This is a genomic window from Pseudomonas sp. LBUM1678, assembly GCF_059695575.1.
Window position 1 is genome coordinate 2,956,675 of record NZ_CP166775.1, and the last position, 12,135, is coordinate 2,968,809.

A 12,135-nucleotide genomic window follows, 5' to 3' on the forward strand; every position below is an offset into this window, starting at 1 on the left:
ACAGCTGCTACACAGTCGGAATTTATTCAGAAAGACCGAATCGTTCCCCAGTAGCAGCTGTCGAGCACCGCGAGGCAGCGTTCGGCGGCGAAGCCGTCGCAAATCTGCAATCGAGTACCTTCAGGCACACCGCAGACGCAGCCTCGCGCTGGTCGACAGCTGCTACACAGTCGGAATTTATTCAGAAAGACCGAATCGTTCCCCAGTAGCAGCTGTCGAGCCCCGCGAGGCAGCGTTCGGCGGCGAAGCCGTCGCAAACCTGCAATCGAGTACCTTCAGGCACACCGCAGACGCAGCCTCGCGCTGGTCGACAGCTGCTACACAGTCGGAATTTATTCAGAAAGACCGAATCGTTCCCCAGTAGCAGCTGTCGAGCACCGCGAGGCAGCGTTCGGCGGCGAAGCCGTCGCAAATCTGCAATCGAGTACCTTCAGGCACACCGCAGACGCAGCCTCGCGCTGGTCGACAGCTGCTACACAGTCGGAATTTATTCAGAAAGACCGAATCGTTCCCCAGTAGCAGCTGTCGAGCACCGCGAGGCAGCGTTCGGCGGCGAAGCCGTCGCAAACCTGCAATCGAGTACCTTCAGGCACACCGCAGACGCAGCCTCGCGCTGCTCGAAAGCTGCTACGGAGGTGGGAAGTTCGAGTTTTGATGACCGTTCCCACGAGTGAGAACGATCGAGCGTCAGAGTTTATTAAGGGGGATTTTCAGGTAGACCACGCCATTGTCTTCCGCCGGCGGCAAATTTCCCGCCCGCACATTCACCTGAATCGCCGGCAGCAACAGCGTCGGCATGCCCAACCCGGCATCGCGCTGGGTGCGCATGGCGACGAATGCTGCTTCATCAATGCCGTCATGAACGTGGATGTTGCTTTTACGCTGCTCGCCCACCGTGGTCATGCACCGGGATTCGCGGTCTTCGGGCGGGTAGTCGTGGCAGACGTAGAGCCGAACGCTGGCGGGAAAGGCCAGCAGTTTGTGGATCGAGGCGAACATCTGGTTGGCGTTGCCGCCGGGGAAGTCGCAACGGGCAGTGCCCACGTCCGGCATGAACAAGGTATCGCCCGCCAGGATCACATCACCGTCGATCAAATAAGCCATGTCTGCCGGTGTGTGGCCGGGCACATGCAGGGCGGTGGCCTTGAGGTTACCGATCATGAACGACTCGTCCGGCGCGAACAAATGGTCGAATTGCGAACCGTCACTGCGAAACTCCGGCTCAAGGTTGAACAGGGTCTTGAACACGCCCTGAACCTTGCTGATCGACTGGCCGATGGCGATTTTGCCACCCAGCTCCAGACGCAGATACGGTGCGGCGGACAGGTGATCGGCATGGGCGTGGGTTTCCAGCAGCCATTGCACCTGCAACTGGTGATCGCGCACGAAGGTGATGATTTTGTCGGCCTGGGTGGTGGCGGTGCGCCCGGCGGCGGGGTCGTAGTCGAGGACCGGGTCGACGATGGCGCATTGACCGCCATTTCCTTCGTAGATCACGTAGCTGTAGGTCGACGAGGCAGGGTCTAGAAAAGCTTCAATCAAGGCAGGCATGGTGGCCGTTTTCTTTCAGGACAAGCCATGAGGGTAGTGTCATTTTCCCTGCGCTGACCAGCCCCGCGTTAATTCATGAAGGAAAAAATCCGCACGGGCTCTATCCTGTCAGTCATCGATACCGGGCGTTCCCGGCTTTTTTTCGCGGATCCCGAGCGTTTTATGTTGTTGGCGAGTTTTTTTGGTGTGGTGATGGGCCTGGTCCTTGGATTGACCGGGGCCGGTGGCGGCATTCTTGCGGTGCCGGCCCTGGTGCTGGGACTGGGTTTGACCATGACCCAGGCCGCGCCGGTGGCGTTGTTTGCGGTGGGCAGTGCGGCAGCGGTCGGGGCCATTGACGGTTTGCGCCATGGTCTGGTGCGCTATCGCGCAGCGTTGCTGATCGCGCTGCTGGGGGCGGTTTTTTCGCCGGTCGGCATCTACTTTGCCCATCAGTTGCCGGAAAAAATCCTGATGATCCTGTTCAGTCTGCTGATGGTCATGGTGGCCTGGCGGATGCTGCGACGTGAGCGCCAGGAAGAGGGCCCGAGCGACCACGGCCACGCCAACTGGGGCCAGAGAAACTGCATGCTCGATCAGCAGACCGGGCGTTTTTCCTGGACCGCCAAATGCACCGCGACCCTGGCAGCCCTCGGCGCAGTGACTGGCGTGGTGTCGGGGTTGCTCGGCGTCGGCGGTGGCTTCCTGATCGTGCCTGCGTTCAAGCAACTGACCGATGTGCAGATGCGCGGCATCGTTGCCACTTCATTGATGGTGATCAGCCTGATATCGGCCATCGGGGTCATCGGCGCGTTTCATGCCGGTGTCAGGATTGACGCACTGGGCGTGTCATTCATCGTCGCCAGCGTGGTCGGTATGATCGTTGGCCGCAAGCTCTGCGCGCGAGTCCCGGCCCGAGCGCTGCAAATCGGCTTCGCCAGCGTCTGTGTCGTGGTCGCCGCTTACATGCTGTTCAGAGCGGGCGTCTAGGAAGTACCGGTTCCTGTGGCCGCCAGTCTGGCGGGCGAGCGTACATCCTAAGTTCCGGGTTTTGGCGTGCTGGGGGCGGTGTTGAACTGGTAATCGCTGGAATCGGCATCACGCAGATCCAATGTTGGAGCGGGCTTGCTCGCGAAAGCGGTGTGTCAGGCAACATCATTATTGGCTGGACGGCCGCCTTCGCGAGCAAGCCCGCTCCCACAGGGGATGTGTGGTGTTTTGTAGATTTTCGACACCACTCTCATCCCATCGAAGCGGCTACCCACTACCCAAGTAGCATACGTCGCAGCCCGCAGGCTTCGTACACTCGTGCCTCATACACGCGCACCTGCGGGGGGCGACCATGCAGCAGGTCCAGAGTGAAGGGGTGGTCAGTGGCATGTCCCAGGCCACCGATGCCCAACAAGTGGCACAGGAGCTCGCGCGTCAGCTATTGCACCCGCATCTGGGCTTCGTGCTGTTCTTCTGTTCCGCCGAGTACGACTTGCAGACGCTGGGCCAGGCCTTGCAACAAAGCTTCGGCGGGATTCGCCTGGTGGGCTGCACCAGCGCCGGGGAAATCACTCCGTTGGGCTACGGTCGCAACTGCGTGACGGCGGTGGGGTTCGATCATCGGCATTTTTCCATCGACGCCGAACTGATCAGCGAGATGGAGCGCTTCAGCCTGATCGACGCCCAGCAAATGGTCGAGCGCCTGGTCAGCGGCTGTCGCAGCAATACCCTGGCGCCGATCAAGGGCAACAGCTTTGCCCTGACCTTGCTCGATGGCCTGTCCAGCCGTGAAGAAATGGTCCTCGCCGCCTTGAGCGCAGCGTTGGGCGACATCCCGCATTTCGGTGGTTCGGCCGGCGACGATAACTACCTGACCCACACCCACGTCTATTTTGGCGGCGAGTTCCACAGCGGCGCGGCGGTGGTGGTGCTGGTCAATACCTGGCTGGATTTCGAGGTGTTCACCACCCACCACATTCTGCCAAGGGCCGAGAAACTGGTGGTCACCGGCGCGAACAGCGCCTCGCGCCGGGTCTTCGAACTCAATGCCGAACCGGCTGCCGAGGAGTACGCCCGACACATCGGCGTACCGGTGGCCGAGCTCGATCACCGTGTCTTTGCTGCGCACCCGTTGGCCGTGCGGATCAACGATCAGTATTACGTGCGGGCCATCCAGCAGGTTCATCCGGACCTGAGCCTGAGTTTTTACTGCGCCGTGGAAAACGGCATCGTCCTCACCGTCATGACGCCCGGCCCGATGCTGCCGAACCTGCAAACCTTGTTTGAAGGCTTGCAGGAGCGTCTTGGCGATCTGTTGCTGACCATCGGCTGCGACTGCTTTCTCAGGCGTCTGGAACTGGAAGACGGCGGCAGCCTGGAGCAGATCGGAACGTTTTTGCGCGACCAGCGGGTGATGGGTTTCAACACCTACGGAGAACAGTTCAATGGCATGCACATCAACCAGACCTTCACCGGGGTTGCCATTGCCCGAGGCCGGTCCCCTGGACATCGTTGAGCTCCAGGCACAGCTCGCCAGCCTGCGCCACGACAATCAAAAACTGCAGCGCATCAATGGCGCGCTGATCGAGCGGATCGAATCCGGCATCACCCGCGGCAACGACCCCTACGCGGCCTTCCAGCATTCGGTGGTGCTGGCCGAGCAGGTGCGTGAGCGTACCGATGCCTTGAATCAGGCCATGGCCGAACTGAAGTCGGGCAATCACTTGCTCAGCGAAGCGCGCCTGCGCGCAGAAACCGCTCACCAGCATTTGATCGATGCCATCGAGAGCATTTCCGACGCCTTTGTGCTGTTCGATGCCGAGCAGCGCATCGTCTTGTTCAACAGCCGTTTCAAGGCGTTTTGGAGCAACAGCCGGGTGCGAATCAACGCCGGTATGCGCCTGGCCGAGGTCAAGCGCCTGATGAGTGCCACCGGGCTGTTCACCGAAGAACCCCGGGGGCATGCTGACGAAAACCTGATTTATCGCCTGCAAAACGGGCGTTGGTTGCAAGTCAGCGAACGGCCCACCCAAGAAGGCGGTCGGGTGATCCTGTTCACCGACATTACCGACGTCAAACTCAGCGAAACCGTGCGCCGGGAGCAGGCGGTGGCGCAGAAATCCCATTTGCTGCAACGGGCGGTCGACAACCTGTCCCAAGGCGTGGCCATGGTCAATGCCGAGGGCATCCTGGAACTGTGGAACCGCCGTTTCCTGGAACTCAGCGGGCTGGCCCCGGTGGCGGCCCACCGGCCGTTTGCCGAGGTGATCGCCGACAGCGAGTTAAACCTGCTGACCCCGGCCAGTCGCGATGCCAACGGGCGGCACGTGCAGGAGTTAGAGCAGCGCCTCTACGATGGCAGGGTGCTGGAAATCCGCACCCATCCGTTGCCCACCGGCGGCTTCGTCAACACCTTCACCGACATCACCGAACGCTACCAGCACGCCGAAGCACTGAGCGAAAGCGAGCGCTGGATTCGCCTGATCACCGACCATGTGCCGGCGCTGATTGCTTACCTCAATGCGGATCTGGTCTACGAGTTCACCAACAAAGTCTACGAAGAATGGTACTGCTGGCCTCGCGGCGTGATGCTCGGGCAGAGCCTGCGCGAAGTCCACAGTGAGCAGCATTACCAGCGCCTCGAAGCCTATGTGGCCCGGGCCCTGGCCGGTGAGAGCGTGACGTTCGAATTCGCCGAAACCAACATCAATAATCAGGAACGCTACATGCTGCGTTCCTATGTGCCCAATCGCCTGGCCACTGGCGAAGTGGTGGGGATTTTCGTGTTGATCCGCGACATTACCGAGCGCCGGCGCACCGCCGAGGCGCTGCACCAGGCTTATCAAAATCTCGAGTTGCGGGTGCGCGAACGCACCACCGAACTGACCACCCTCAATGACCAATTGCTGCGGGAAATCGACGAGCGTCGACGCGTTGAATCGCGCTTGCGCGAGGCCAAACTAGAGGCCGAGCAGGCCAACCTGTCAAAGACCAAGTTTCTCGCCGCCGTCAGTCATGACCTGCTGCAACCGCTCAATGCCGCGCGGCTGTTTACCAGCGCTTTGCTGGAACGACGCGAACCGGTGGCCAATGCGATTTTGGTGCGTAACGTCAGCAACTCCCTGGAAGACGTGGAAAACCTGCTGGGCACCCTGGTGGACATCTCCAAACTGGATGCCGGGGTGATCAAGGCTGACATTGCGCCGTTCGCCCTGAGCGAACTGCTGGAAAACCTCGCGGTGGAGTACACCCAAGTGGCCCGGAGTGAAGGGCTTGAACTGCATTTCATCCCGTGTTCGGCGTTGGTGCGCAGTGACATCCAGTTGCTCGCGCGGATCCTGCGCAATCTGCTGAGCAACGCCATTCGTTATACCTATAGCGGTCGTGTGGTGCTCGGGTGTCGGCGTCATCATCAGCGGTTGACGATCGAGGTGTGGGACAGCGGGATGGGCATTGCTGAAAATCGGCTGGAAGAGATTTTCCAGGAATTCAAGCGTGGCGATGTGCAGCGTCCGGATCAGGATCGCGGGTTGGGTCTTGGGCTGGCGATTGTCGAGAAGATTGCCGGGATCCTCGGTCACCGCATTCACGTGCGTTCGTGGCCGGGCAAGGGCTCGATGTTTTCCGTCGAAGTGCCGTTGAGCGCCACCGCCCCCAAGGCTCAACCGGCGCTGCTGATGAGTGAGCCGATGCTGGAACGTCTGCGCGGAGCGCGGGTGTGGGTGCTGGATAACGACGCGGCTATTTGCGCGGGCATGCGCACGTTGCTTGAAGGGTGGGGGTGTCGGGTGGTCACGGCGCTGTCGGAACAAGACCTGGCGCGGCAGGTGGACAATTATCATGAAGAAGCCGACTTGCTGATCGCCGACTATCACCTGGATGACGATCAGAACGGCGTCGATGCGGTGGCCCGGATCAACGCCCGTCGCGGTTCAGCGATCCCGGCGATGATGATTACCGCCAATTACAGCAATGAGCTCAAGCAGCAGATTCGCGAGTTGGGGCATACCTTGATGCATAAGCCGATAAGGCCGATGAAGCTGAAGACGGCGATGAGTCATTTGCTTGGCCCATCCCGGTAGTTACGCCGGAAACCAGTCCCGTGGCGAGCAGGCTTTCTGTGGCGAGGGAGCTTGCTCCCGTTCGGCTGCGAAGCAGTCGTAAATCAGGCAACTCGGTTTATCTGAAGTTTGAAGGGGGCCGCTTCGCGACCCAACGGGAGCAAGCTCCCTCGCCACAGTATCAGGGAAACCCCAACATTCAGCGCCGAAGATAAGACCCAAAATCTATGTCCCCGGCACTCAATATCGCCTGCACCCGGTTGTGCACATTGAGTTTGCGCAGGATCGCCGAGACATGCGCCTTGACCGTGGTTTCGGCGATTTCCAGGGTGTAGGCGATCTGCTTGTTCGATTCACCCTTGGTCATGCGTTCGAGCACCAGCAATTGTTTGCGGGTCAGGGCCTGGAGCAGTTCCGGCGGGAAGCTTGGGTTGTCATTCATGCGTCGGTGGGTGCCACATTTTTGCGTACGGATGATGTCCGGTGGCAGGTACACATTGCCGTTGAGAATCTGCTGGATGGCCTCGGTCATCTGCACCCGTGGCGAGGATTTGGTGATGAAACCCACCGCGCCATAGGTGATGGCTTGCAGCACGATCTGTTTGTCCTGCTCGGCCGAGACAATCACCACCGGAATGGTCGGCGCCTCGTTGCGCAGGTTGATCAGGCCGTTGAGGCCGTGCATGCCGGGCATGTTCAGGTCGAGCAGGATCAGGTCCAGGTCGTCATGTTCCTGAGTCAGCAGCAGGGCGCTGTCGAGGTCGGCAGTTTCCATCACCTCGCTGCCCGGAAAACCGTCGCTGATGACGTTATGGATGGCTTCGCGAAACAGCGGGTGATCATCGGCAATCAGAATTTTGTACATAGCCTTTCACCTCATTATTTTCATTATGGTGTGGCAACAACACGCACGCGTAAAGGTCAGGGGAAGGGCTCAGGCCGGGCCGGTTCAACGGGCAGGTTCGCGGCTTGCCAGGCGTCCAGGCCGTCGCGATACCAATACAATGTTTTATAGCCCATGGCAGCGGCGCGTTTGACCGCATTCCAGCTCAGCCAGCAGTCGGAGCGGCAGTAGAAGACCAGCGGTTTCGCGAGATCTCCTGCGGTCAATGTGTTCAGGTTACGCGCAAAATAGCCCTGCCAGTCAGGTGTCAGGTCACCGTCGCCGGTATTGGCCAGCCAATGGCTGCCGGGCAGGTTTTCGTGAGGCTGGTCTTCGATGAATTGTCCTTTCAGCCATTGGCGGCGGTAGACGTCGATCAGCACCGGGCGCGGTGTCTGAGTGAGCAGGGTTTGCAGGGCGGCGGTGTCGATGATGGCCGCGCCTTGAAGCTGATTCGGCGTCGGGCTGCGGTAGAGGCTGATGCGATAGCCGTCGGCGGAGAACAGCGGTGTGCCGGCGTGCGCGGCGCTCAGCAACAGGCTCAGCGACAGTGCAGCAAGGGAAGGGCGCAACAGACGACGTTGGGCACGCGGCATGGGGTTCAATCCTTACAGTTAAGAACCCATTACATGCCAGTCTCGGTGCATTGGGAATGCGACGATAGACAGGGAAACCAGTACTAAAGTAGTAATTTCACCCCATTCAACAGAGATCAACTGTGGGAGCGAGCCTGCTCGCGATGGCGGTTCAACATTCAACATCTCTATTGACTGACACTCCGCTATCGCGAGCAGGCTCGCTCCCACAAGGGGGATGTGGTGTCAGCTGGTTTTGCGCAGGGCGGCGTGTTGTGGGTTGAAGGTGAGTACGGCGAGCAGTGCGAACACCAGTGTCAGCCCCGCGCACACTGTCAGTGCCAGCGGATCGAAGCGCTCATACAAGGCAAACCGCACCAGCTCCACCGCATGGGTGAACGGGTTCAACGCGCACAGCCAGTACAACCATTCGCTGGACTCGCGCATCTTCCACAGCGGATACAACGCCGACGACAGGAAAAACAGCGGGAAGATCACGAAATTCATCACCCCGGCAAAGTTCTCCAGCTGGCGGATCGCATTTGACAGCAGCAAGCCCAGTGCGCTGAGCATCAACGCCACCAGCAGCAACGCAGGCAAGGCGATCAGCAAACCCATGGCCGGCGGCTGCACGCCGTACACCCAGGCAATCGCCAGAAAGGCGTACACCTGCAACAGCGAAATCAGCGAAGTGGCCAGCAGTTTGCTGCACAGCAAAAAGGTTCGGGGCAGGGGGCTGGTCAGCAGCACGCGCATGCTGCCCATCTCCCGGTCGTAGACCATCGACAGCGAACCTTGCATGCCGTTGAACAGCAGAATCATGCAGGCCAGCCCCGGGATGATGTAGACCTCATACGGAATGTAAGTGTCGTAGGGCTCGATGATCGCGATCCCGAGTGCCGCGCGAAACCCGGCCGCGAACACCAGCAACCACAGCAGCGGGCGCACCAGCGCACTGAGAAACCGCGTGCGTTGCAGCACAAATCGCAGCCATTCACGCAGCACGATGCCGCTGAAGCATTGCCAATACGCATTCATTGAGTGGCTCCTGATGTGGTCAGGCGGGAGAAGGCTGAACCGAGATCGCCGCCATGTTCCTGGCTCAAAGCATCAGCCTGCCCGCTGGCGACCAAGCGGCCCTGATGAAGAATCAGCAAGTCGTCGCTCGGCTGCACTTCATCCAGCAAATGAGTGGTCCAGAGCACGCTGATGTTCTGCTCGCGGCACAGACCGCGAATGTGTTGATTGAGCGCCAGACGGCTGGCCGGATCGAGGCCGACACTGGCTTCGTCGAGCAACAACAGCCGTGGCTCATGCAGCAAGGCGCGGGCGATTTCCACCCGGCGACGGTGACCACCATTGAGTTCACGAACCCGCTCGCGACGGCGTTCGGTCAGGGCCTGGCGCGCCAGTTCGGCGTCGACACGCAGGCCGGTCTGGCGCCGAGACATTCCATGCAGCGCCGCGTGATAACGCAGGTTTTGCTCGACGCTAAGGTCCAGGTCCAGCGTGCTTTGCTGAAACACCACACCCAGTTGCTTGAGCGCCGGGCGCGCCGCATTGCGCAGCGAACAACCGCCGACCCGGATATCACCGCGCTGCAAATCGTAGAGTCGAGTGAGCAAGGCAATCAGCGTCGATTTCCCCGCGCCGTTCGGCCCCAACAGCGCCGCGAAGCGCCCGGGTGCCAGGCTGAAACTCACCTGGCGCAATGCCTCCCGCGCCCCATAAGCGAAACTTAGGTCGCTGACTTCCAGTGCGTTCATGGCGTCACCACCACGCCCCACGGATAGCGCCCGACCTTCACAGATTTGGTGACCTTGAGGCTGTCGACATCGATCACCGACACATCGCCGCTGACCCCGTTGGTGGCCAGCAACTGCTTCTGATCCGGGGTAAACGACATCTGCCAGACGCGCCGGCCCACCAGCAAGTAATCGAGAATTTCGAACGTCTTGGCGTCAATCACCGCCACATGATTGGCCGGACCGAGGGCAACAAAACCGTACTTGCCGTCGGCGCTGAGCTTGATGCCCACCGGTTGGACCTTGTCCGGGTGCACGCCCTTGATCTGGAAGGTCAGGGTCTTGAGGATCTGCCGGGTGGCGACATCGAGAATGGTCACCGTGCCGCCGATCTCCGCCGAGGCCCAGAGCTTGGAGCCATCCGGGGCAAACTCGACGAAACGCGGCCGCTGATCCACCAGGGTGCTGTCGGCCAGGGTCTGGGTGCTGGTGTCGATCCAGTGCAGCATGTTCGTGGTTTCGCTGGTGTTCACCGCCCACTTGCCGTCGGGGCTGACAGCCATGCCTTCGGGTTCGATGCCGACGTTGATCTGACTCAGCACCTTGGAAGTTTCGGTGTCGATCACCGTCACCAGCGCATCGTCTTCGTTGGAAACGTATAGCCAGCGATTGTTGGGGTGCAGGGCGAACTGCTCGGGGTCTTTGCCTGAGGGCAGTTCCTTGATGATCTTGCGCGTGGCGACGTCCATCACCTGGACCCGGTCCGAGTCACTGGCGCAGATGTACAGCAGCTTATTGTCGTGGGACAGCAGCAAACCGCGGGGGCGCTGGCCGACGGGCAGGGTGTCGGTGACCTGCAGGGTTTGCAGGTCGATCAGGCTCAGGCTGTTGTCCTTTTCGTTGGAGACCCAGGCGGTGCTGGCCGCGGCGTGCCCGGCGGCGAGCAGCAGGGCCCAGAAAAGTAGGGAGCGGCAAAGCAGGGTGCGACGCATGGCGGATTCCTTTTTTGTTGTCGTTGTCTGGAGGCGATATCAGGGAAAGCGGCAACTGACCTCGGGCTTGTCGTAGCCGAGGCTGTCCATTTCGTTGAAGGGGTGCAGGAACCCGTCCTGCGGCGACGTGCTGACCAGCGCGCGGGGCTGGACAATGGGAATCGGCTGACGCAACTGGCCGTTCCACGGGCGATAACTGAGCTTGCGACCCTTGAAACCGTCCAGCGGCAATTGATCGCTGATTTCCAGCGCACGGATCGCCATCGGATCGACCTGGCGCAGCTTGCTCACCGCACTGGCGATGCTGCGCACGGCGATCCATGATGCGAAATCGCGGTCATTCATCCAGCGCCCGGCCAGCGCTTCGAAGCGTTTCTGCAACTGGGCGGCGCCGTAGGTTTCCACAGTTTTGTGCCAGCCCACCGGGGTCAGGCCCTGAGTGCCGGCGACCGGCCGCGGGTACCAGGTCTGGTAGGGCACGTATTCGCCGAAATCACCGCGTTCATCCGCGACCAGCACCACGTCGTACTCGGTGGTCTGGGTGAACAGCGGCATGTCAGCCTGGGCGCTGCGGCGCTGATCGTTGTCGAAACTCCAGGCTTTCTCCGCGACCAGTTTCAAACCGAAACGTTTGGTGGCGCGGCGCAGGGCGGCGGCATAGGCCTGATCGTCCGGGGTCGGGCCGACGATCAGCAGCGCCCGTTGCCATTTGCGCACCACCAGAAACTGCGCCAATGCATCGGCGAGCATTGCCCGGCTCGGCAGGCTGTGCAGCACGTTCGGCAGGCAGTCGGTGCTGCGCAGGCTGTCATCCGGGCTGCCGGCATTGAACAGCAAACTGTCGGGCAGCACGGCGGCGAGCCGACGCAGACTCTCCGCGGGAGCATTCACCACAAACAGGCGCAGACCCTGTTCGTGCTGGGCCTTGGCCGCGTCGATCAGGGCATCCGGGCTCTCGGCGTTGACGCTGACCAGGCTGTAACTCTGGTTCAGAAAACGCCCGGTGCTGTTGCTGTCGGTGATCGCCAGTTCGGCACCGCGAAGTCCGGCATCGACCGGTTCGGGAATCACGTTTGACAGCAGCGGGCCGGGGTCAGGTCGATAGCCCAGGTAGCCGATCTGCACCTGCAACGGCGCCTCCGCGGCCTGGCTCTGAGTCGCTAACCCGGCGGCGCAGGCAATCGCCAGCAGGTAGATCAGGGCGTAAGGGGCAAGCAGGCGCATAAAGGCACTCCATTACAGGTAGCGCCAGCATAGGAAGCCTGCGAGGCAGAATGAAATATGCAGAAAGTACCAGTCAGGCAGTACCAAGGTAGTAGCTCTGATTTGGGTGTGCGCCACAAGCCCTACTACCAAGGG

At 60.8% G+C, this 12,135-nt stretch carries 10 protein-coding genes; 3 read left to right on the top strand and 7 right to left on the bottom strand.

Translation table 11 applies throughout. The features are described from left to right. Window positions 1–687 precede the first annotated feature (687 nt). Window positions 688–1,551, bottom strand: coding sequence for an MBL fold metallo-hydrolase (locus ACA070_RS13680; RefSeq protein ID WP_497451586.1), 864 nt, complete (start codon window positions 1,549–1,551; stop codon window positions 688–690). 162 nt (window positions 1,552–1,713) lie between these two features. On the opposite strand from ACA070_RS13680, the gene ACA070_RS13685 reads away from it, so the two are divergent. The 3 genes from ACA070_RS13685 (at window position 1,714) to nahK (ending at window position 6,602) form a co-directional block, all read left to right on the top strand. Beyond that, the gene (locus ACA070_RS13685; RefSeq protein WP_497451587.1) at window positions 1,714–2,520 is read left to right on the top strand and encodes a sulfite exporter TauE/SafE family protein; all 807 of its coding nucleotides are present in this window, start codon (window positions 1,714–1,716) and stop codon (window positions 2,518–2,520) included. Between the two features lie 352 nt (window positions 2,521–2,872). After that, window positions 2,873–4,036 (top strand): nitric oxide-sensing protein NosP, encoded by a 1,164-nt coding sequence (gene nosP, locus ACA070_RS13690; RefSeq protein ID WP_497451588.1) that lies wholly within the window; start codon window positions 2,873–2,875, stop codon window positions 4,034–4,036. Continuing rightward, entirely contained in the window at window positions 4,005–6,602 is a 2,598-nt protein-coding gene (gene nahK / locus ACA070_RS13695) for a hybrid sensor histidine kinase/response regulator NahK/ErcS' (RefSeq protein ID WP_497451948.1), read from the top strand. The genes nosP and nahK overlap by 32 nt, the downstream gene beginning before the upstream one ends. Before the next feature lie 178 nt (window positions 6,603–6,780). Here the strand turns inward: nahK and ACA070_RS13700 are convergent, their stop codons facing one another. From ACA070_RS13700 to ACA070_RS13725, 6 genes are all read right to left on the bottom strand, one after another. After that, a complete protein-coding gene (locus ACA070_RS13700; RefSeq protein WP_094471953.1) occupies window positions 6,781–7,446 on the bottom strand; it encodes a response regulator transcription factor in 666 nt (221 codons plus the stop codon). Between the two features lie 56 nt (window positions 7,447–7,502). Continuing rightward, on the bottom strand, window positions 7,503–8,060 hold the full coding sequence (locus ACA070_RS13705) for a PQQ-dependent catabolism-associated CXXCW motif protein (RefSeq protein ID WP_497451589.1): 558 nt from the start codon (window positions 8,058–8,060) through the stop codon (window positions 7,503–7,505). 225 nt (window positions 8,061–8,285) lie between these two features. Next, window positions 8,286–9,077: an ABC transporter permease gene (locus ACA070_RS13710; protein WP_497451590.1), complete on the bottom strand. Its 792-nt coding sequence runs from the start codon at window positions 9,075–9,077 to the stop codon at window positions 8,286–8,288. After that, the gene (locus ACA070_RS13715; RefSeq protein ID WP_497451591.1) at window positions 9,074–9,805 is read right to left on the bottom strand and encodes an ABC transporter ATP-binding protein; all 732 of its coding nucleotides are present in this window, start codon (window positions 9,803–9,805) and stop codon (window positions 9,074–9,076) included. Before ACA070_RS13715 ends, ACA070_RS13710 begins: the two co-directional genes overlap by 4 nt. Beyond that, complete coding sequence (locus tag ACA070_RS13720; protein ID WP_497451592.1) at window positions 9,802–10,776, bottom strand: YVTN family beta-propeller repeat protein; 975 nt, start codon at window positions 10,774–10,776, stop codon at window positions 9,802–9,804. The genes ACA070_RS13715 and ACA070_RS13720 overlap by 4 nt, the downstream gene beginning before the upstream one ends. Before the next feature lie 39 nt (window positions 10,777–10,815). Then, window positions 10,816–12,000, bottom strand: a complete 1,185-nt coding sequence (locus ACA070_RS13725) for an ABC transporter substrate-binding protein (protein WP_497451593.1) — start codon at window positions 11,998–12,000, stop codon at window positions 10,816–10,818. Between the last annotated feature and the right edge of the window lie 135 nt (window positions 12,001–12,135).

Coding starts and splice junctions, on each gene's coding strand:
- ACA070_RS13680 (WP_497451586.1), bottom strand. CDS start 1,551: ATGCCTGCCTTGATTGAAGCTTTTCTAGACCCTGCCTCGTCGACCTAC.
- ACA070_RS13685 (WP_497451587.1), top strand. CDS start 1,714: ATGTTGTTGGCGAGTTTTTTTGGTGTGGTGATGGGCCTGGTCCTTGGA.
- nosP (WP_497451588.1), top strand. CDS start 2,873: ATGCAGCAGGTCCAGAGTGAAGGGGTGGTCAGTGGCATGTCCCAGGCC.
- ACA070_RS13700 (WP_094471953.1), bottom strand. CDS start 7,446: ATGTACAAAATTCTGATTGCCGATGATCACCCGCTGTTTCGCGAAGCC.
- ACA070_RS13705 (WP_497451589.1), bottom strand. CDS start 8,060: ATGCCGCGTGCCCAACGTCGTCTGTTGCGCCCTTCCCTTGCTGCACTG.
- ACA070_RS13710 (WP_497451590.1), bottom strand. CDS start 9,077: ATGAATGCGTATTGGCAATGCTTCAGCGGCATCGTGCTGCGTGAATGG.
- ACA070_RS13715 (WP_497451591.1), bottom strand. CDS start 9,805: ATGAACGCACTGGAAGTCAGCGACCTAAGTTTCGCTTATGGGGCGCGG.
- ACA070_RS13720 (WP_497451592.1), bottom strand. CDS start 10,776: ATGCGTCGCACCCTGCTTTGCCGCTCCCTACTTTTCTGGGCCCTGCTG.
- ACA070_RS13725 (WP_497451593.1), bottom strand. CDS start 12,000: ATGCGCCTGCTTGCCCCTTACGCCCTGATCTACCTGCTGGCGATTGCC.